Origin of the sequence: Nocardioides anomalus, assembly GCF_011046535.1 — a bacterium.
GTDB lineage: Bacteria > Actinomycetota > Actinomycetes > Propionibacteriales > Nocardioidaceae > Nocardioides > Nocardioides anomalus.
In genome coordinates this window covers 579553-597035 of the sequence record NZ_CP049257.1, presented here as the reverse complement: position 1 = coordinate 597035, position 17483 = coordinate 579553, and the positions used below count along the sequence as shown (strand labels likewise).

Annotated in this window: 18 protein-coding genes; 9 read left to right on the top strand and 9 right to left on the bottom strand. The window is 72.5% G+C overall.

The annotated features are described in order from the left end of the window. Positions 1-61: 61 nt before the first annotated feature. Genes G5V58_RS03110 through G5V58_RS03100 form a run of 3 tightly spaced genes read right to left on the bottom strand, consistent with a single transcriptional unit; the run spans position 62 to position 1321 of the window. Positions 62-514: a CAP domain-containing protein gene (locus G5V58_RS03110; protein ID WP_165228679.1), complete on the bottom strand. Its 453-nt coding sequence runs from the start codon at positions 512-514 to the stop codon at positions 62-64. A gap of 20 nt (positions 515-534) precedes the next feature. Continuing rightward, the gene (locus G5V58_RS03105; protein WP_230487030.1) at positions 535-972 is read right to left on the bottom strand and encodes a pilus assembly protein TadG-related protein; all 438 of its coding nucleotides are present in this window, start codon (positions 970-972) and stop codon (positions 535-537) included. Further along, positions 956-1321: a hypothetical protein gene (locus G5V58_RS03100; RefSeq protein WP_230487029.1), complete on the bottom strand. Its 366-nt coding sequence runs from the start codon at positions 1319-1321 to the stop codon at positions 956-958. The genes G5V58_RS03105 and G5V58_RS03100 overlap by 17 nt, the downstream gene beginning before the upstream one ends. 112 nt (positions 1322-1433) lie before the next feature. Here G5V58_RS03100 and G5V58_RS03095 point away from each other — a divergent pair, with 112 nt between their 5' ends. Together G5V58_RS03095 and G5V58_RS03090 are read left to right on the top strand one after the other, a co-directional pair. Next, entirely contained in the window at positions 1434-1748 is a 315-nt protein-coding gene (locus G5V58_RS03095; protein ID WP_165228677.1) for an ArsR/SmtB family transcription factor, read from the top strand. Next, on the top strand, positions 1748-2149 hold the full coding sequence (locus G5V58_RS03090) for an SRPBCC family protein (protein WP_165228675.1): 402 nt from the start codon (positions 1748-1750) through the stop codon (positions 2147-2149). The genes G5V58_RS03095 and G5V58_RS03090 overlap by 1 nt, the downstream gene beginning before the upstream one ends. Positions 2150-2154: 5 nt before the next feature. Here G5V58_RS03090 and G5V58_RS03085 read toward each other — a convergent pair whose 3' ends face one another. Genes G5V58_RS03085 through G5V58_RS03065 form a run of 5 tightly spaced genes read right to left on the bottom strand, consistent with a single transcriptional unit; the run spans position 2155 to position 5779 of the window. Continuing rightward, the gene (locus G5V58_RS03085; protein ID WP_165228673.1) at positions 2155-2529 is read right to left on the bottom strand and encodes a TadE/TadG family type IV pilus assembly protein; all 375 of its coding nucleotides are present in this window, start codon (positions 2527-2529) and stop codon (positions 2155-2157) included. Further along, the gene (locus G5V58_RS03080) at positions 2526-2711 is read right to left on the bottom strand and encodes a hypothetical protein (RefSeq protein WP_165228671.1); all 186 of its coding nucleotides are present in this window, start codon (positions 2709-2711) and stop codon (positions 2526-2528) included. The genes G5V58_RS03085 and G5V58_RS03080 overlap by 4 nt, the downstream gene beginning before the upstream one ends. Before the next feature lie 25 nt (positions 2712-2736). Then, positions 2737-3660 (bottom strand): type II secretion system F family protein, encoded by a 924-nt coding sequence (locus G5V58_RS03075; RefSeq protein WP_165228669.1) that lies wholly within the window; start codon positions 3658-3660, stop codon positions 2737-2739. Next, on the bottom strand, positions 3657-4514 hold the full coding sequence (locus tag G5V58_RS03070) for a type II secretion system F family protein (RefSeq protein ID WP_165228667.1): 858 nt from the start codon (positions 4512-4514) through the stop codon (positions 3657-3659). The genes G5V58_RS03075 and G5V58_RS03070 overlap by 4 nt, the downstream gene beginning before the upstream one ends. Continuing rightward, the gene (locus tag G5V58_RS03065; RefSeq protein ID WP_165228665.1) at positions 4514-5779 is read right to left on the bottom strand and encodes a CpaF family protein; all 1266 of its coding nucleotides are present in this window, start codon (positions 5777-5779) and stop codon (positions 4514-4516) included. The genes G5V58_RS03070 and G5V58_RS03065 overlap by 1 nt, the downstream gene beginning before the upstream one ends. Before the next feature lie 628 nt (positions 5780-6407). On the opposite strand from G5V58_RS03065, the gene G5V58_RS03060 reads away from it, so the two are divergent. The 5 genes from G5V58_RS03060 to G5V58_RS03040 all read left to right on the top strand — a co-directional run bounded on the left by G5V58_RS03060 (position 6408) and on the right by G5V58_RS03040 (position 14334). Beyond that, on the top strand, positions 6408-7442 hold the full coding sequence (locus G5V58_RS03060; RefSeq protein ID WP_165228663.1) for an LLM class F420-dependent oxidoreductase: 1035 nt from the start codon (positions 6408-6410) through the stop codon (positions 7440-7442). 10 nt (positions 7443-7452) lie between these two features. Further along, positions 7453-8340: an oxygenase MpaB family protein gene (locus tag G5V58_RS03055; protein ID WP_165228661.1), complete on the top strand. Its 888-nt coding sequence runs from the start codon at positions 7453-7455 to the stop codon at positions 8338-8340. Next, positions 8333-9481 (top strand): acyl-CoA dehydrogenase family protein, encoded by a 1149-nt coding sequence (locus G5V58_RS03050; RefSeq protein WP_165228659.1) that lies wholly within the window; start codon positions 8333-8335, stop codon positions 9479-9481. The genes G5V58_RS03055 and G5V58_RS03050 overlap by 8 nt, the downstream gene beginning before the upstream one ends. A gap of 179 nt (positions 9482-9660) precedes the next feature. After that, positions 9661-11805, top strand: a complete 2145-nt coding sequence (locus tag G5V58_RS03045; protein ID WP_165228657.1) for an MMPL family transporter — start codon at positions 9661-9663, stop codon at positions 11803-11805. Between the two features lie 21 nt (positions 11806-11826). After that, positions 11827-14334, top strand: a complete 2508-nt coding sequence (locus G5V58_RS03040) for a bifunctional FO biosynthesis protein CofGH (protein WP_165228655.1) — start codon at positions 11827-11829, stop codon at positions 14332-14334. Here the strand turns inward: G5V58_RS03040 and G5V58_RS03035 are convergent. Next, positions 14319-15326, bottom strand: coding sequence for an aldose epimerase family protein (locus tag G5V58_RS03035; RefSeq protein ID WP_165228653.1), 1008 nt, complete (start codon positions 15324-15326; stop codon positions 14319-14321). The genes G5V58_RS03040 and G5V58_RS03035 overlap by 16 nt on opposite strands. Before the next feature lie 150 nt (positions 15327-15476). Here G5V58_RS03035 and G5V58_RS03030 point away from each other — a divergent pair, with 150 nt between their 5' ends. Together G5V58_RS03030 and G5V58_RS03025 are read left to right on the top strand one after the other, a co-directional pair. Further along, positions 15477-16580 carry a sugar ABC transporter substrate-binding protein gene (locus G5V58_RS03030; protein WP_165228651.1) on the top strand — a complete coding sequence of 368 codons (1104 nt, stop codon included), beginning with the start codon at positions 15477-15479 and terminating at the stop codon, positions 16578-16580. Between the two features lie 123 nt (positions 16581-16703). Next, positions 16704-17480 carry an ATP-binding cassette domain-containing protein gene (locus G5V58_RS03025; protein WP_165228649.1) on the top strand — a complete coding sequence of 259 codons (777 nt, stop codon included), beginning with the start codon at positions 16704-16706 and terminating at the stop codon, positions 17478-17480. The last annotated feature ends 3 nt before the right edge of the window (positions 17481-17483 follow it).

Sequence of the window (17483 nt, the reverse complement as noted above, 5' to 3'; positions counted from 1 at the left end):
TCGAGGGGAGTTGCACCTCGTCCGATGCACCGGCGACGCGGTTGGTTCGCGGCGGCGCGTCTCAGCCCTTCGCGCCGAAGACCTGCGCGACGTACCAGCGGCCGTCGTGGCCCTTGCGCGCCGCGAGGCCGATGAGCCGGAAGGCGCCGTTGAGGATGTTGGCGCGGTGACCCTCGGACTCCATCCAGCCGTCGCGCACGACCGAGCGGCCGGAGGGGTAGCCGTAGGCGACGTTCTCGCCCACCGTGCTCAGGCCGCAGTCGGCCAGGACGGCACCGATGTCCTGGTGGAACATCTCCTCGCGCTGGGCCATCAGCCGTGCCTGGCGGACCGCGGCGCGCTGCAGGCAGTCGGTCGTGCGGAGCGGCTTCAGGCCCTGGGCCGTGCGGGCGGCGTTGGTGGCCTTGACCGCCTGGCGCTGGTACGTCGACTCGGCGCGGCCGGCCTCGGCGGGGGCGGTCGCGCCGCCCACGAGGACGGCGGCGGTGAGGGTCAGGGCGGCGAGGCGGCGCATGGCGTCGAGGGTAGGTGGCCTCAGCCGTCGACGCCGACGATCGCGCTGCCCTCGGCGCCGACGGTGGCACGCTCGGGCGAGCCGGGAACGCTGAGCGGCAGGTCGAGGGGCGCGTGCAGGCTGACCTCGACGCGGTCGCCGACGATGCGCACGGCGTACGTCAGCCCGGGGTAGCTCGCGTAGGCGCCGGCCTGCTGCAGGTAGGCACCGACCGCGGCCCGGGCCTGCGCCGGGGTGAGCGCGAGGCTGTCGGCCGGGACGCCGCCGTGGTAGACGTCCTCGCCGGTCGCGCCGAGGTCCGCACCGCGCAGCGCGGCCCCGTCGGCCAGGGTGTCGAGGCCCTGGCGCTGGAGGTAGGCAGCCGAGGCGTCCACGACGGCCGCGATGAGCATGGCCAACGCGACCGCGAAGCCGACGATGAGGACCGTCGCCTGCCCGTCCTCACCCCTGCGGCGCACGGTCCACCTCCTGGTACTGCCCCACCGGCACGGAGTGCTCGGCGTCCAGCGCGAGGCTGGGCGCGCGACCGCCGAGTGCGTCGGGCAGCAGTGGCAGGTCGACGCGCGTGGCGACGCGGACGGTGACGACGCTGGTGCCCTGGTGGCACTGGTGGGGGTACGGCGTGCAGCTGACGCTGACCCGCACCGGTGCGTCGACGCCCTGGTCGGCCAGGGCCGCGCGCGCGGCGGCCTCGGCGCGCTGCTGGCCCTCGGCGTCGCTGGGCGCGAGCACGTAGGCACGGCCCGCGGCGCGGGCGGCGCTGCTCACCGCGAACGCGCCCTGCTGGGCCTGGAAGAGCGTGACCACGATCCACAGCATCGGGATGAGCAGCAGGACCCCGAGCCAGGTCAGCTCGACGAGGGCACTACCCCGCTCACCCCTCTTGCGCCAACACTGAACCGGATGGTTGAGTATCTCCGTGACCGTCGCGACCCTGTGTGCCGCCCTGGGCGACCCCACGCGCGCCGGACTGGTCGAGCGGCTCGCCCGGGGGCCGGCGTCGCTGTCGGAGCTGGCCGCGCCGTACGCCATGTCGCTGACCGCGGTCAGCAAGCACGTCGGCGTCCTGGTCGACGCCGGCTGGGTCGAGCGCCGCAAGCAGGGCCGCGTCGTCACCTGCCGGCTGCGCCCCGAGCCGCTCGACGAGCTCGCCGGCTGGCTCACCGACCGCAGGACGTTCTGGACCGCCGCGCTGGACCGGCTCGACGGCGTACTCACCTCCGAGGAGCACTGATGCACGACTTCACGCTCGAGCGCCACTACGCCGCCGCCCCCGAGAAGGTCTGGGCGCGCTTCACCGAACCGGCGCTCATGGCGCAGTGGTTCTGCCCCAACCCCGCGCTCGACGTGGCCTGCGAGCTCGACGTCCGGCCCGGCGGGGCGTGGCGTTGCGCGATGGGTTCGTACGTCGTGAGCGGGACCTACGTCGAGGTCGACCCGACCGAACGCCTGGTCTTCACGTGGGCGTGGGCGCACGACGACGACCCCGAGACCACGGTCAGCGTCACGCTCACCCCGGACGGCGACGGCACCCACCTGCTCCTCGAGCACGCCGAGACCGCGCCCGACGCCGGCGACGACGGGCACCGCGGCGGCTGGGTGCTCAACCTGGACCGGCTGGCCGCCGTGCTCTGAGCGGCTCACGGCGGCTCCTCGGTCGCGTGGCCGTGCACCGTGAGCTCGACCGCGGGGCCACCGAGGCCGAGCGCCGGCACCGATGCGTGCACGGTGACCTCGACGGTGTCGCCCTGCTGCTGCGCGCTGACCTCCTGGGCGAACCGCCCGGACACCGCTCCGTCGATCTGGCTGCGGGTCAGCGCGACGCCGTCCGCCGGCCCGCGGTCGCGGGTGGCCGCCAGCCGCGCCCCCTCCGAGGCCGCCGCGGCCAGCGTGTTGCGCACGTGCATGACCAGCGCGACCTGCGCGATCCCGAGCACCACCGGCACCAGGACCGCCAGCACGAGGACGAAGTCGACGACCGCCGCACCCCGCTCGGAGCGACGGCGCCCGCTCACTTCACCGAGCCGAGCGCGCTGCTCAGCATCGACGTCAGCTGCCCCTGCGCCACGCCCCAGATCGCCATCACCAGGCCCGCGGTCATGACGGTCACGAGCACCCAGCCCGGCACGTCACCCCGCTCGTCGCGCACCCGCGGCGCGGTGAGCGCGCGGTAGACCCTGCTCCTGAGGTGGTTCATCGGTGGTTCCTTTCCCGAGAGGTGCTCACGGGGTCGTGAGCGAGAGCCCGACGACGCCGGGCCAGAAGGCGAACAGGACCGTGACGGGCAACACCAGGAACACCACCGGGACCATCATCGCGACCTCGCGGCGCGCGGCGGTCTCGATGAGCTCGCGGCGCCCGGCCTCGCGGACGTCGGCGGCCTGGGCGTGCAGGACGTCGGCCAGCGGGGTGCCGCGCTCGACGGCGACCGCGACGCCCTGGGCGAAGCGGGAGACGAGCGGCAGGCCGGTGCTGGCGGCCATCCGGTCGAAGGCGGCGCCGACGGGCTCGCCGGTGCGGACCTCGGCCAGGACGGTGGCGAGGTCGCGGCTGAGCTCGCCGCCGGAGCGGCGTACGACCCGGTCCAGGGCGGACACCGGGCTCTCGCCCGCGGCCACCGAGAGCGCGAGGAGCTCGGCCACGGTGGGGAACTCCTCCAGGATCCGGCGCTCGCGCTGCTTGACCTGGGAGGTGAGGTGCTGGTCGCGCAGCAGGACGCCGGCGGCGAAGGCGGTGAGGCAGAGCAGGACCGGCGCGACCACGCCGCCGGGGTGGGTGAGCGCCTTGAGGAGGGAGTACGCCGCGGCGACCGCGAAGCCGACCAGCCCCCAGACGACCTGCTGCACGCGGAACTCGGCGACGCTCGCGGTGAGGCCGGCGCGCTGCAGGCGGCGGCGTACGGACGTCGCGCCGCCGAGGACCCGCTCGACCGCGTCGGCCGCGGTGCCCAGCAGGGGTCCGAAGACGCCCCTGGCCGCGCTGGTCGTCGGCACCGGCCGGCTGGTCAGGCGCGGCACGTCGCGGACGTACGGCGCCACGCGGGTCGCCAGCCGCGGCCGGCGGGCCGCGACCAGCCCGGTGGCGACGAGCAGCAGACCGGCCGCCAGCGTGGCCCCGAGCGCGGCGCCCCAGGTCGCGGGGGTCACCGCAGGATCCGGCGCTCGACGGGGAGCCGGCCGATGTGCACCATGAGCCGGTAGGCGACCAGACAGAGGCCGGCGCCGACGGCCAGGACCAGCGCGCCGCCCGGGCTGGCGTAGCGGCGGATGACCTCGGTCTGGAAGGACATGAAGAGCAGCACGAGCCACGGCGCCGCGACGGCCAGCCGGGCGCCGTTGACCGTCCAGGCCTGCCGCGACTCGAGCTCGCCGCGCGTGCGGGCGTCCTCGCGGAGGTAGCCGGACAGGTTGCGCAGCAGCCGGCCCAAGTCGCCGCCGCCGACCTCGCGCGCGACCCGCAGGCCCTCGACCACCCGGTCGCCGACCGGGTCGGCCAGCCGCTCCTTCAGCCGGTCCAGGCTCTCCCCGAAGCGACCCGTCACCTGGTAGTCCAGCCCGAACGCGTCGAAGCTCGGCCGCAGCGGCTCCGGTCCGCGCACCCCGAGCGCGGCCAGCGCCTCCGGCAGGCTCAGCCCGGCCCGCACCGCGCTGGCCAGGTTGTCCACCGCCTCCGGCCACACCTCGGCGAACTCGCGCTGGCGCCGCCGCGCCCGTCCGGCCACCACCGCCACCGGCAGGTAGCCACCGATCACCCCGAAGGCGACCGCCACGGGCGGCGTACGGCTGATGACCTGGACCACGAACCCCGCGACCACTCCGCACACCACACACAGCACGAGGAACCCGGTCGGCGACACCTCACCCAGCCCGGCCCGCTGGAGGAGGCGGGCCGCCCGGCCCCCCTCGGCGCTCGCGGCCGGCCGCGGTCGCACCGGCACGAAGAACGCCGACCACACCAGCAGCAGGCCCACGCCGACCCCGAGCCCGACCAGCGCGCCCATCAGCGCTCCAGCGGACCGCTGAGGATCCCGTGCACGTCGATGCCGCGGCATTCGTACTGCTCGAGCTTGGGCGGCAGCCCGCCCGTGCGCCGCAGCTCGGTCCCGTGCCGCACGAACACCGGCTCGGTCTCGATGACGTCGTTCTCCACGCGGCCGGGTACGCCGACGATCTCGTTGACCCGGCGTACGCCGTGCTCGTCGATCCCGAGGTGCACGACCAGGTCCACGCTCGAGGCGACCGTCGGCACCACGAAGCGCGCCGAGATGTTCTCGCCGGCCAGCAGCGGCAGCGTGCACGCCTTGACCAACGCCTCGCGCGCCGAGTTGGCGTGGATCGTGCACATCCCCGGCAGCCCGGCGTTGAGCGCCAGCAGCAGGTCGAGGCACTCCTCCGCCCGCACCTCGCCCACGATGACCCGGGACGGCCGCATGCGCAGCGACTCCTTGACCAGGTCGCGCAGCCGCACCTCACCTGTGCCTTCGAGCCCCTGCTGCCGGGTCTGCAGCGCGACCCAGTCCGGATGGTTGAAGCGGAGCTCGTAGACCTCCTCCGCGCTCACGATGCGCTCGCCGCCCGGCACCGCAGCGGCCAGGCAGTTGAGCATCGTCGTCTTGCCCGCCTGGGTCCCTCCCGCGATCAGGATGTTGAGTCCCGCGCGGACGCTGGCGTCGAGGAACGTCGCCGCGCGCGGGCTGAGGCTCCCCAGCTCGACCAGGTCGTGGAGCCGGTGGGCGCGGACGGTGAACTTGCGGATGTTCACGGCACTGAAGCCGCGGCTGATGCCCTCGAGGACGACGTGCAGCCGGTGGCCCTCGGGCAGCATCGCGTCCACGAACGGCTGGCTCAGGTCGATGCGGCGACCCGAGCTCTTGAGCATCCGCTCGACCAGCTCCTGCACCTGGCCGCGGGTGAGGACCAGGTTGGTCAGCTCGTGGCGGCCCCCGCGCGCCACGAACACCCGGCTCGGGTCGTTGATCCAGACCTCCTCGACCGCCGGGTCGTCGAGGTAGGGCTGCAGCGGCCCGAACCCGCTCACCCGCGCCACCAGCTCGCCCACCACCGCCTGGGCGTCGGCCACCGGCGAGACCACGCCGGTCAGGCTGCGCTCGTCGTGGTCGCGGACCACTCCCTCGGCGATGCGGCGCACCACGGCAGCCTCGGCCTGCGGGTCGACGCCCTCGCGGCGCACGGCCTCGCGGACCGTGGCGTCGAGCCGTTCGAGCAGCTCGTCGCGGGCTGGTGCCGCGGCGTGCGTCATCGTCATGGGAGCCCCCGAGATTCCCGAGAAGGAGCCTGAACAGTTCCGGACCGTAAACCGGAACTTGTCGGCAGGGGAAGAGGGAACTTCCGGATTGTGGAGAACTCGGGACGGGTGTGACGCGAGGGCACGGATGAGGCGGGCACCCCGGCCGCGTCGCGCGCGGCGGCCGCAGCGGTCTCGGCGCCGGCGGTCCCCTTGAGCCAAGCGACGGCGGGCGGCCGCAGCTGCCGGGCGGCGGCGGGCGGCGGCGGGCGGCGGCGATCGGCGGCGGGCGCGGCGGGCGGCGGCGGTTGGGTGCAGGCGGCGGCGCGTGATCGGCGGCGGTTGGGTGCGGGCGGCGGCGGGCGGCGGCGGTCAGCGGCGGCTGGGTGCGGGCGGCGACAGGTGGCGGGCGGCGGCGCACGGTCGGCGGCGGCGGGCGGCGGCGGGCGGCGGCGGGCGGCGGCGGGCGGCGGGCGGCGGCGGAGCGCGATCGGCGGCGGGCGGCGGCGGGCGGCGGCGGCGCGCGATCGGCGGCGGTTGGGGGCGGGCGGCGGCGCGTGATCCGCGGCGGGCGGCGCGGACGGCGGCGGTCGGCGGCGGGACCTCCCCCTCCGTTGCACCGTGACAGTGGAACTGTCACGATGGGGCCGTGCAGCTCACGACGCCTCTGCAGTACGACGGGAACCCGCGCGAGACCGCTGACCAGGTGGTGGAGCTGGAGAAGGCGGGCCTGGACATGGTGTGGGTGGCGGAGGCCTACGGGTTCGACTCGCCGACGCTCATGGGCTACCTGGCGGCCAAGACCGAGAGGCTCCAGATCGCGGCGGGGATCCTCAACGTGTTCAGCCGGACGCCGGGCGCGATCCTGCAGACGGCGGCGGGCCTGGACAACGTGAGCGCGGGGCGCGCGGTGCTGGGTCTGGGCGCGAGCGGGCCGCAGGTCATCGAGGGCTTCCACGGGATGCCCTACGAGAAGCCGCTGGGCCGCACCCGCGAGATCATCCGGCTGGTGCGCAGCGGGCTCCAGCGCGAGCCGCTCGAGAGCCACGGGATCTTCGACATCCCGCTGTCCGAGGGGCAGGGGCTGGGGTTGGGCAAGCCGCTCAAGATCCTCACCCGCCCGGAGCGCGACAGCATCCCGATCTGGGTGGCGTCGCTGGGCGACAAGAACGTCGAGATGACCGCGGAGCTGGCCGACGGGTGGCTGCCGATCATGTTCGTGCCGGACAAGGCGCGCGAGGTGTGGGGCGACTCGCTGGACCGCGGCGCGGCCAAGCGCGACGCGAGCCTCGGCACCCTGCAGATCAACGCCGGCGGCATGGTGGCGATCGGCGAGGGCGAGGAAACCAAGGCGCTGCTGGACTTCCTGCGGCCGATGTACGCGCTGTACGTCGGGGGCATGGGCGCGCGCGGCAAGAACTTCTACAACGAGCTCGCCCAGCAGTACGGCTACGAGGCCGAGGCCAAGGAGATCCAGGACCTCTACCTCGACGGCAAGAAGGACGAGGCCGCGGCGAAGGTCCCCTTCGAGTGGCTGGAGGCCAGCAACCTGGTCGGCCCGGCGTCCTACGTCCGGGAGCGGATCGCGGCCTTCCAGGAGGCCGGCGTCACCCACCTGGCCGTGTCGCCGGTCAGCGACAACCCGGCGGCGACGGTGTCGCAGCTCAAGGACTGGGTGTCGTGAGGCCGGGCGCATGAGGTGGGGGTCGCGCGGCCGGTACGACCACCTGGACGAGATCCGGACCCTCGACCCGTACGACGACGCGGACCGCGACCGCATCGTCACCCTCACCGCGCGCCACGACTTCCCCTGGGACTTCGACCAGGGCACGGCGATCGCGTTCCTGCGCGACTACGGCGTGCCGTCGATCAGCCGGCTGCTCGACCGCACCAGGCAGTTCGAGGAGCACGGCGTCAAGCGGTACGACGACACGCTGGTCTTCCAGGAGGAGGCGGTCGCCGAGGGCGTGGACTCCGCCCGCTCGCACGCGGCGGTCGCGAGGCTGAACCGGATCCACGGCCACTACGCGATCCCGAACGACGAGTTCCAGTACGTCCTGGCCACCACGATCGTGGGACCGGTCCGGTGGATCACGCGGTACGGCTGGCGCCCGCTCGACCCCAAGGAGCTCGTCGCGATCGCGCGCTTCACCACCCGCTTCGGCGAGCTCATGCAGATCACCGGGCTGCCGCAGACCTACGAGGGCTACGAGCGGCTGCTGGAGGACTACGAGCGCGAGCGGTTCGCCCCCGACCCCGCGAACACCAGGGTCACCGAGGCCACCATCCGGATCGGTCGGCAGACCGCGCCGTGGTACCTCAAGGTCGGCTTCCGCCGGGTGACCATCGCGCTCATGGACGAGCCCCTGCGCGAGGCCCTCGGCATGGAGGACCAGCCGCGCTGGCTGGTCCGCGCCGTCGACCTCGGCCTGAGGGCGAGGGCGAGGCTCCTGCGGTTCGCCCCACCCCGGCGCGCGCCGCGCGACCGCACGCACCCGACGTACCCGAACGGCTACCGGCTGAGCCAGATCGGCCCCACCAAGATGCTCGACGAGCTGAACAAGGAGCGAGACGTTGCCTGAGCGCCCTTCGATCTACGACCAGGAGCACGAGGACTTCCGCAGGACCGCGCGCGCCTTCATGGAGAAGGAGGTCGTCCCGCACGTCGAGGAGTGGGAGAAGGCCGGCCAGGTCAGCCGCGAGGTGTGGCTCAAGGCGGGCGAGACCGGGCTGCTCGGCTTCGACGTCGACGAGGAGTACGGCGGCGCGGGGATCAAGGACTTCCGCTACAACTGCGTGCTCACCGAGGAGATCACCAAGGTCGGGGGCGGCGGGCTCGGCTTCCCGGTGCACAACGACGTGATCCTCCCCTACTTCACCTCCCTGTCGAACGACGAGCAGAAGCAGCGCTGGCTGCCCGGGCTGACCAGCGGCGAGCTGATCTCGGCCATCGCGATGACCGAGCCGGGCGCGGGCTCGGACCTCCAGGGCATCCGGACCAGCGCGGTCGACAAGGGCGACCACTACGTCCTCAACGGCTCCAAGACCTTCATCAGCAACGGGATCATGTCCGACGTCGTCGTGGTCGTCGCGCGCACCGACCCCGATGCGGGCCACCAGGGCATCTCCCTGCTGGTCGTGGAGCGCGGCATGGACGGCTTCGAGCGGGGCCGCAACCTGGAGAAGGTCGGGCTCAAGGCCCAGGACACCGCCGAGCTGTTCTTCGACAACGTCGAGGTGCCCAAGGCCAACCTGCTGGGCGAGGAGGGCCAGGGCTTCATCCACCTCATGCAGAACCTGCCCCAGGAGCGCGTGTCCATCGCCGCGATCGCGGTCGCGGCGGTCGAGCACGTCCTCGACCTGTGCCTGGACTACGCCCGGACCCGCGAGGCCTTCGGCAAGCCGATCGGGAGGTTCCAGCACAACCGGTTCCTGCTGGCCGAGATGGCCACCGAGGCGCACATCGCGCGGGTCTTCCTCAACGACTGCGTGGCGAAGCTGAACGCCGGGCAGGTCGACACCGCGCTCGCCTCGATGGCCAAGTGGTGGACCACCGAGCTGCAGACCAAGCTGGTGGACCGCGGCGTGCAGCTGTTCGGCGGCTACGGCTACATGACGGAGTACCCCATCGCGAAGGCCTTCATGGACTCGCGCATCCAGACCATCTACGGCGGGACGACGGAGATCCAGAAGGAGATCATCGGCCGCTCGCTGGGTCTCTGAGGCCGGTCCAGCGGCCACGTCCCACCTGTCCAGCGGCCACCGGTCCAGACCACCGGTGGAGGTGTCACACCCGGGGGCTGGAGGGTGTCGATGAGTTCAGGCGTGATCGCCGGTCAGCACGCGCTGACTCGGGGAAAACCCTGATGTCGTCGACCTCACCCTTCTGATGGAGTACCCGCATGCACCGCCAGATCGCCGGCAGGCTCACCGGTCGCGTCACCAAGTGGCTGGTCCTGCTCGCCTGGATCGCCGCCTTCGCCGTCTTCGGGTCGCTCAGCGCGAAGCTGGTCGACGTCCAGAACAACGAGGCCTCGTCGTGGCTCCCGGGCTCGGCGGAGTCGACCAAGGTGGTCGACGAGCTGTCAGAGACAGTCGACCCCAACGACATCCCGACCCTGATCGTCTACTACCGCTCCGGCGGGCTCAGCGACGCCGACCTGTCGGCGATCGAGGACCAGGCCACCGAGCTCTCCGACGTCGACGGCGTGGTGCAGAAGACCGTCTTCACGCCGCAGGCGGTGGCCCAGCTCCCGGGGGCGCCGTTCCAGGCGCAGTCGGAGGACGGCGAGGTCGCGGTCACCTCGCTGACCTTCAACTTCGGCTCCGACGGCTGGAACGCCATCCCCGACGCCGTCGACGAGGTCCGCGACATCACCCAGGTCGACGGCGTCACCGTGCACCTCGCCGGGTACGGCGGTCAGGCGGCCGACTCGGCCGAGGCGTTCGAGGGCATCGACACCACCCTCATCCTCATCACCCTGCTCGTGGTGATCGTGCTGCTGCTGTTCACCTACCGCAGCCCCGTGCTCTGGATCCTGCCGATCCTCAGCGTGGTCTTCGCCTACTCCGTCTCCGGCGGCGTGGTCTACCTGCTGGCCAAGTACGCCGGGCTGACGGTCAACGGGCAGAGCCAGGCCATCCTCGGCATCCTCGTCATCGGCGCCGGCACGGACTACGCGCTGCTGCTCGTGGCCCGCTACCGAGAAGAGCTCCGCCGCCACGACGACCGCCACGAGGCCATGGCCTTCGCCCTGCACCGGGCCGCGCCGGCGCTGCTGGCCAGCGCGTCCACGGTCGCGGTGGGCATGCTCTGCCTGGTCTTCGCCGAGCTCAACTCCACCGCCGGCCTCGGACCGGTCAACGCGATCGGCATCGGCGTGACCTTCCTGGTCATGGTCACGCTGCTGCCGGCCCTGCTCGTCATCTGCGGTCGCTGGGTGTTCTGGCCCAAGCGCCCGGCGTACGGCTCGGACGAGCCGAACGCCAGCGGCTTCTGGGCGCGCGTCGGGGCCCGGATCGCCAAGGCACCGCGCAAGGTCTGGATCATCACCACGGTCCTGCTGCTGGCCTGCTCGCTCGGCTTGTTCACGCTCAAGGCCGACGGGCTGTCGACCGAGGACACCTACACGAAGGAGTTCGACTCCATCAAGGGCCAGAAGCTGCTCGTCGAGCACGGCCTGCAGGACAACTCCAACACCGTGCAGGTGGTGGCGAACACCGACGAGCTGGACGACGTGCTCGCCGCGGTGGAGGACATCCGCGGCCTCGGCACGCCGACCGAGCCGCAGCAGGTCTCGGACACGCGGAGCTTCTTCGAGGCCACCGTGGGCGAGGACATCTCCTCGACCAAGGCCTTCGACATCGTCCAGGCCACCCGCGACGCGGTGCACGGCGTGGACGGCGCCGACGCCCGGGTCGGCGGCGGGTCGGCGTTCTACCTGGACACGAAGGTCGCCTCGAACCGCGACAACAAGGTCATCATCCCGATCGTGCTCATCGTGGTGCTGCTCATCCTCATCGGGCTGCTCCGTGCGGTCGCGGCGCCCCTCATCCTGATGGGGACGGTGATCCTGTCCTTCGGGGCCGCGCTCGGGTTGTCGTCACTGCTGTTCAAGTACGTCTTCGGCTTCGCCGGCTCCGATCCAGGGTTCCCGCTGTTCGCGTTCGTGTTCCTGGTCGCCCTGGGCATCGACTACAACATCTTCCTGATGACGCGGGTCCGGGAGGAGACGGCCACCCACGGGACGCGCAAGGGCTCGCTCATCGCCCTCGGCTCCACCGGCGGCGTCATCACCTCGGCCGGGATCGTGCTCGCCGCGACGTTCCTGGTCCTCGGCTCGATCCCGTTCGTCTTCCTGGCCGAGCTCGGGGTCGCGGTCGCCCTGGGCGTCCTGCTGGACACCATGATCGTGCGCTCGGTGCTCGTCACCGCGATCAACCTCGACGTCGGCGGCAAGATCTGGTGGCCCAGCCGGCTCGACCGCGGCGAGCGCCCGCCCGGGTCGGAGGGTTCGGAGTCCGAGCGGGCGCCGGCGACCGTGTAGGCGGCCGCTAGCCTCGACCGGGTGACCGAGCCGACCCCGCAGCAGGTACGCCGAGCGCTGGCTCGGGTCGAGCGGGGCGCGGCCCTGGACCTGGGCGAGGCCACGGTCCTGCTCGCGGCCACCGGGGCGGACCTGGACCGGCTCTGCGCCGCGGCGGCCCGCGTCCGCGACGCCGGGCTCGCGGCGGCGGGCCGCGCGGGAGTGGTGACGTACTCGCCCAAGGTCTTCATCCCGGTCACCCGGCTGTGCCGGGACCGCTGCCACTACTGCACGTTCGTGGAGACGCCGGGCCAGGCGCGGCGCGACGGGCGCGCGCCGTACCTCTCCCCCGACGAGATCCTCGACATCGCCCGCCAGGGCGCCGAGATGGGCTGCCTCGAGGCGCTGTTCACCCTCGGCGACCGGCCCGAGGACCGCTGGCCCGAGGCGCAGGAGTGGCTCGACGAGCAGGGCTACGACTCCACGCTGGCCTACGTCCGCGCCATGGCGGTGCGGGTGCTCGAGGAGACCGGGCTGCTGCCGCACCTCAACCCCGGCGTCATGAGCTGGGAGGAGCTGAACCGGCTCAAGCCGGTGTCCCCGTCGATGGGCATGATGCTCGAGACCACCTCGCGGCGGCTGTTCGAGACCAGGGGCGAGGCCCACTACGGCTCCCCCGACAAGGACCCGGCCGTGCGGCTGCGGGTGCTCGAGGACGCCGGGCGGCTCTCGATCCCCTTCACCACCGGGCTGCTGGTGGGCATCGGCGAGACGCTCACCGAGCGGGCCGAGACGATCCTGGCGCTGCGCCAGGTCTCGCGCGCGTACGGCGCGGTGCAGGAGGTCATCGTCCAGAACTTCCGGGCCAAGCCGGACACCGCGATGCGGCACACCGACGACCTGGGCCTGGACGAGTACCGTGCCGCCCTCGCCGTCACCCGCCTCCTGCTCGGCCCCCGGGCGCGCGTCCAGGCGCCGCCCAACCTGGTGGACCTCGAGGAGTGCCGCGCGCTGCTGGCCGCGGGCGTGGACGACTGGGGCGGCGTCTCGCCGCTGACCCCGGACCACGTGAACCCCGAGCGACCCTGGCCCTCGCTGGAGCGGCTGCGCCAGATCACGGCGGAGTGCGGCTTCGAGCTCACGCCCAGGCTGACCGTCCACCCGGAGTACGTCGTGCGCGGCGAGCCGTGGCTGGACCCACGCGTCTCCGCGCACGTGGCCGCGCTGGCCCAGGACGACGGGCTGGCCCGGCCCGGCGCACGACCCGTCGGGCTGCCGTGGCAGGAGCCGGACGGCGGCTTCGCCAGCGTCGGCCGCACCGACCTGTTCGAGGCCGTCGACACCGAGGGCCGGACCTCTGACCGCCGCTCGGACTTCGCGGGCGTCTACGGCGACTGGGACTCGGTCAAGGCGGCCGCCGCCGCGACCGGCACCGGGACGGGCACCGCCGCGGTGCTGCACAGCGAGGGCAGGGAGGCGCTGGCCGCCGCCGAGCGCGACCCGGGGAACCTGTCCGACGAGCACGCGCTGACCCTGATGACCGCCGAGGGGCCGCTGCTGGAGCAGGTGTGCCGGCTGGCCGACCACCTGCGCCGCGAGAGCGTGGGCGACGACGTGACCTACGTGGTCAACCGGAACATCAACTTCACCAACGTCTGCTACGTCGGGTGCCGGTTCTGCGCCTTCGCCCAGCGCCGCACCGACGCCGACGCCTACTCCCTGTCTCTCGACGAGGTCGCCGACCGGGCCGAGGAGGCGTGGGGCCTCGGGGCGAGCGAGGTCTGCATGCAGGGCGGCATCGACCCCGAGCTCCCTGCGTCGGCGTACTTCGACCTGGTCAGCGCGGTCAAGCAGCGGGTGCCCGAGATGCACGTGCACGCCTTCAGCCCCATGGAGGTCGTCAACGGCACCGCCCGCACCGGGTTGTCCATCGAGGACTTCCTCATCAAGGCGCGCGAGGCCGGACTGGGGTCGCTCCCGGGCACCGCCGCGGAGATCCTCGACGACGAGGTCCGCTGGGTGCTGACCAAGGGCAAGCTGCCGACGCGCACGTGGATCGAGGTGGTCTCCACCGCCCACCGCCTCGGCATCCCGACGACCAGCACGATGATGTACGGCCACGTCGACAACCCGCGGCACTGGGTCAACCACCTGCGGGTGCTGAGCCGGATCCAGGACGAGACGGCCGGGTTCACCGAGTTCGTGCCGCTGCCGTTCGTGCACACCAGCGCCCCGATCTACCTCGCGGGCGTGGCGCGCCCCGGGCCGACCCTGCGCGACAACCTGGCCGTGCACGCCATGGCCCGGATCCTGCTGCACGGGCGGATCCGCAACATCCAGACCAGCTGGGTCAAGCTCGGCGTGGACGGCACCCGCGCGATGCTCGACGCCGGCGCCAACGACCTCGGCGGGACCCTGATGGAGGAGACCATCTCGCGGATGGCCGGCTCCGAGCACGGCTCGGCCAAGACCGTCGCGGAGCTGGTCGAGATCGGCGCCGGCATCGGCCGGCCGGTGGTGGAGCGGACGACGACCTACGCCGGTCGCTGAGGCGGGTCGATCCGCCACACCGTCCGCGACCGCCAGGTCTCGCCCGGCCGCAGCACGGTCGAGGGCCAGCCGGGCTCACCCTCGTGGTGCGGCGCGTCGGGGAACCACTGGGTCTCCAGGCACATGCCGTCGTGCGCGGCGAAGGCGCCCCTGAGGTGCGCTCCGGTGTAGACCTGCACACCCGGCGCGTCGGTCTCCACACTCACCGACCAGCCGCTCGCGGGGTCGCTCAGCACCGCCTGCGCCACGCCGGGCGGCGGGTCGTCCAGCACCAGGCAGTGGTCGACGTCGCCGTCGAGGTGGGCGCGCAGCGGGCCGCCGTCGCGCAGGTCGTAGCCGGTGCCGGCCACGTCGACCGGACCGCTGACCGGGATGCCGGTGCCGTCCACAGGCAGGTAGCGCGAGGCGGCGACCCGCAGGTGGTGGTCACGCACGTCGGCGCCGGCGGCGAGGTTCCAGTAGGCGTGCGACGTCAGGTTCACCACGGTGGTCGCGGTGGTCCGAGCCTCCAGGTCCAGCGAGACCGACCAGCCGCGCACGGCGTACGTCGCGGCGACGGCGAGCTCGCCGGGGAAGCCCTGGTCGCCGTCGGGGCTGACCAGCGCGAGGCGGAGCCACGGCTCCGGCCCGTCGTCGAGGTCGGTCACGGTCCAGACCCGGCGCCCGAAGCCGTCTGGACCGCCGTGCAGCGTGTTCGGGCCGTCGTTGACCGGCAGCGTCCAGGTGTGGCCGTCCAGGGGCAGCTCACCGCCGGCGATCCGGTTGGCGAAGCGCCCGGCCACCACCCCGATGAAGGACTCGTCGGCCAGCGCCGCGGCCGCGTCCCGGAGCCCGAGCAGCAGGTCGCGGGAGCCGTCGGGGCCGTGCGCGAGGAGCCGCTGGGCGGCGGCGCCCAGGGTGCTCACCGACAGCTCCAGGGTCTCGCCGCCCAGGGTCACCAGGTCGACCGGACCGCCCGGCGCCTCGCCGTGCGCCTGGGTGCTCGACGACATGCGGCTCCGTCCGTCAGGTCACTTTCCGGTCACGATGCAGAAATGCTGCCGACACCTCTGGACGTGACGACGACCACTCTATAAGTTGTGGCGCGCAACATATAGCGTCCGTCCGTCGAGGGGACGGAGGCGCATCTCATAGGAGGCGTAGTGAGGCGTAAGACCAGCCTGATGATCGTCGGGGCACTGGGGTTCGCGATGACCCTGGCGGCTTGCGGCGACGACTCGGACAGCGGTGACTCGGGTTCCGGTTCCGGCAACAGCGGCGGCGGGGACGCCGCCGGCAAGATCGGCGTGATCCTTCCTGACACCGAGTCCTCGGTGCGCTGGGAGTCCGCTGACCGTCCCGCACTCGAGGCGGCGTTCAAGGACGCGGGTGTCGACTACGACATCCAGAACGCCGAGGGTGACGCGGAGAAGATGACGCAGATCGCCGACACCATGATCGGCAACGGCGTGACCGTGCTCGCGATCGTCAACCTGGACTCCGAGTCCGGTGCGGCCATCGAGGAGAAGGCGGCCTCGCAGGGCGTCAAGACCATCGACTACGACCGGCTCACCCTGGGTGGCTCGGCCGACTACTACGTCTCGTTCGACAACACCAAGGTCGGCGAGCTCCAGGGCCAGGGTCTGGCCGACTGCCTGGGCGACAAGGACGCGAACATCGTCTACCTGAACGGTTCGCCCACGGACAACAACGCGACGCTCTTCGCCGACGGTGCCCACTCGGTGCTCGACAGCATGAGCAACTACAAGGTCGTCGGCGAGCAGGCCGTCCCGGACTGGGACAACGAGCAGGCCGCCACGATCTTCCAGCAGCTCTACACCGCCGCTGACGGCAAGGTGGACGGCGTGCTGGCCGCCAACGACGGCCTCGGTGGCGCTGCCATCGGCGTCCTCGAGGGCAACGGCCAGGCCGGCAAGGTCCCGGTCACCGGTCAGGACGCCACCGTCGAGGGTCTGCAGAACGTCCTCGCCGGCACCCAGTGCATGACGGTCTACAAGTCCGCCAAGCTCGAGGCCGGTGCGCTCGCCGACGCGGCGATCGCCCTGGTCAACGGCGACGACGCCGACACCACCGGCACCACCGAGGACTCCGAGGGCGGCCGCGACGTGCCGTCGATCCTCCTCGACCCGGTGTCGATCACCAAGGACAACGTGGGCGACGTCATCTCCGACGGCGGCCAGAAGTTCGAGGACGTCTGCACCGGCGACTACGCGTCGCTCTGCTCCGACGCAGGCATCACCGGCTGACGCACGCAATACGCTCAGTCGTGGGCGCCCGGGCCGAACCCGGCCCGGGCGCCTTCTGCGTCGTGGCTGCCGCGCGGCGCGCACGCTAGTGCTATCCGAACAACAAATGGATCGGGGTATCCGATGAGCGAGCCGCTCCTCGAGCTGCGGGGCGTCAACAAGAGCTTCGGCGTGGTCCACGTCCTCCACGACGTCGACTTCGCCGTCTACCCGGGGCAGGTCACTGCCCTCGTGGGCGACAACGGGGCGGGCAAGTCCACCCTGGTCAAGATCATCGCCGGGATCTACGGACGGGACTCGGGCGAGTACCTGTTCGACGGTCAGCCGGTGTCCGTGCACAGCCCGCGCGACGTCGCGGGCCTGGGCGTCGAGGTCGTCTACCAGGACCTCGCCCTCTGCGACAACCTGGACATCGTCCAGAACATGTTCCTCGGCCGCGAGGAGATCAAGGGCATCGGCCTCGACGAGGTCTCGATGGAGTCGCGGGCCCGCGAGACGCTCGCCTCGCTCTCGGTGCGCACCGTGAAGTCGGTGCGCCAGAGCGTGGCCAGCCTGTCCGGCGGCCAGCGGCAGACCGTGGCCATCGCCAAGGCCGTGCTGTGGAACTCCAAGATCGTGCTCCTGGACGAGCCGACCGCCGCCCTGGGCGTGGCCCAGACGCGTCAGGTCCTCGACCTGGTCCGCCGGCTGGCCGACCGCGGCCTCGGCGTGGTGCTGATCTCGCACAACATGACCGACGTCTTCGAGGTCGCCGACCGGATCACCGCCCTCTACCTGGGCCGGGTGGCCGCCGACGTGGCCGCGAAGGACGTCAACACCAGCCAGGTGGTCGAGCTGATCACCTCGGGCCGATCCGGGAGCCTCGGCATCTCCGAGAACCCCGCCACCGCGAGCGTCTGAGGG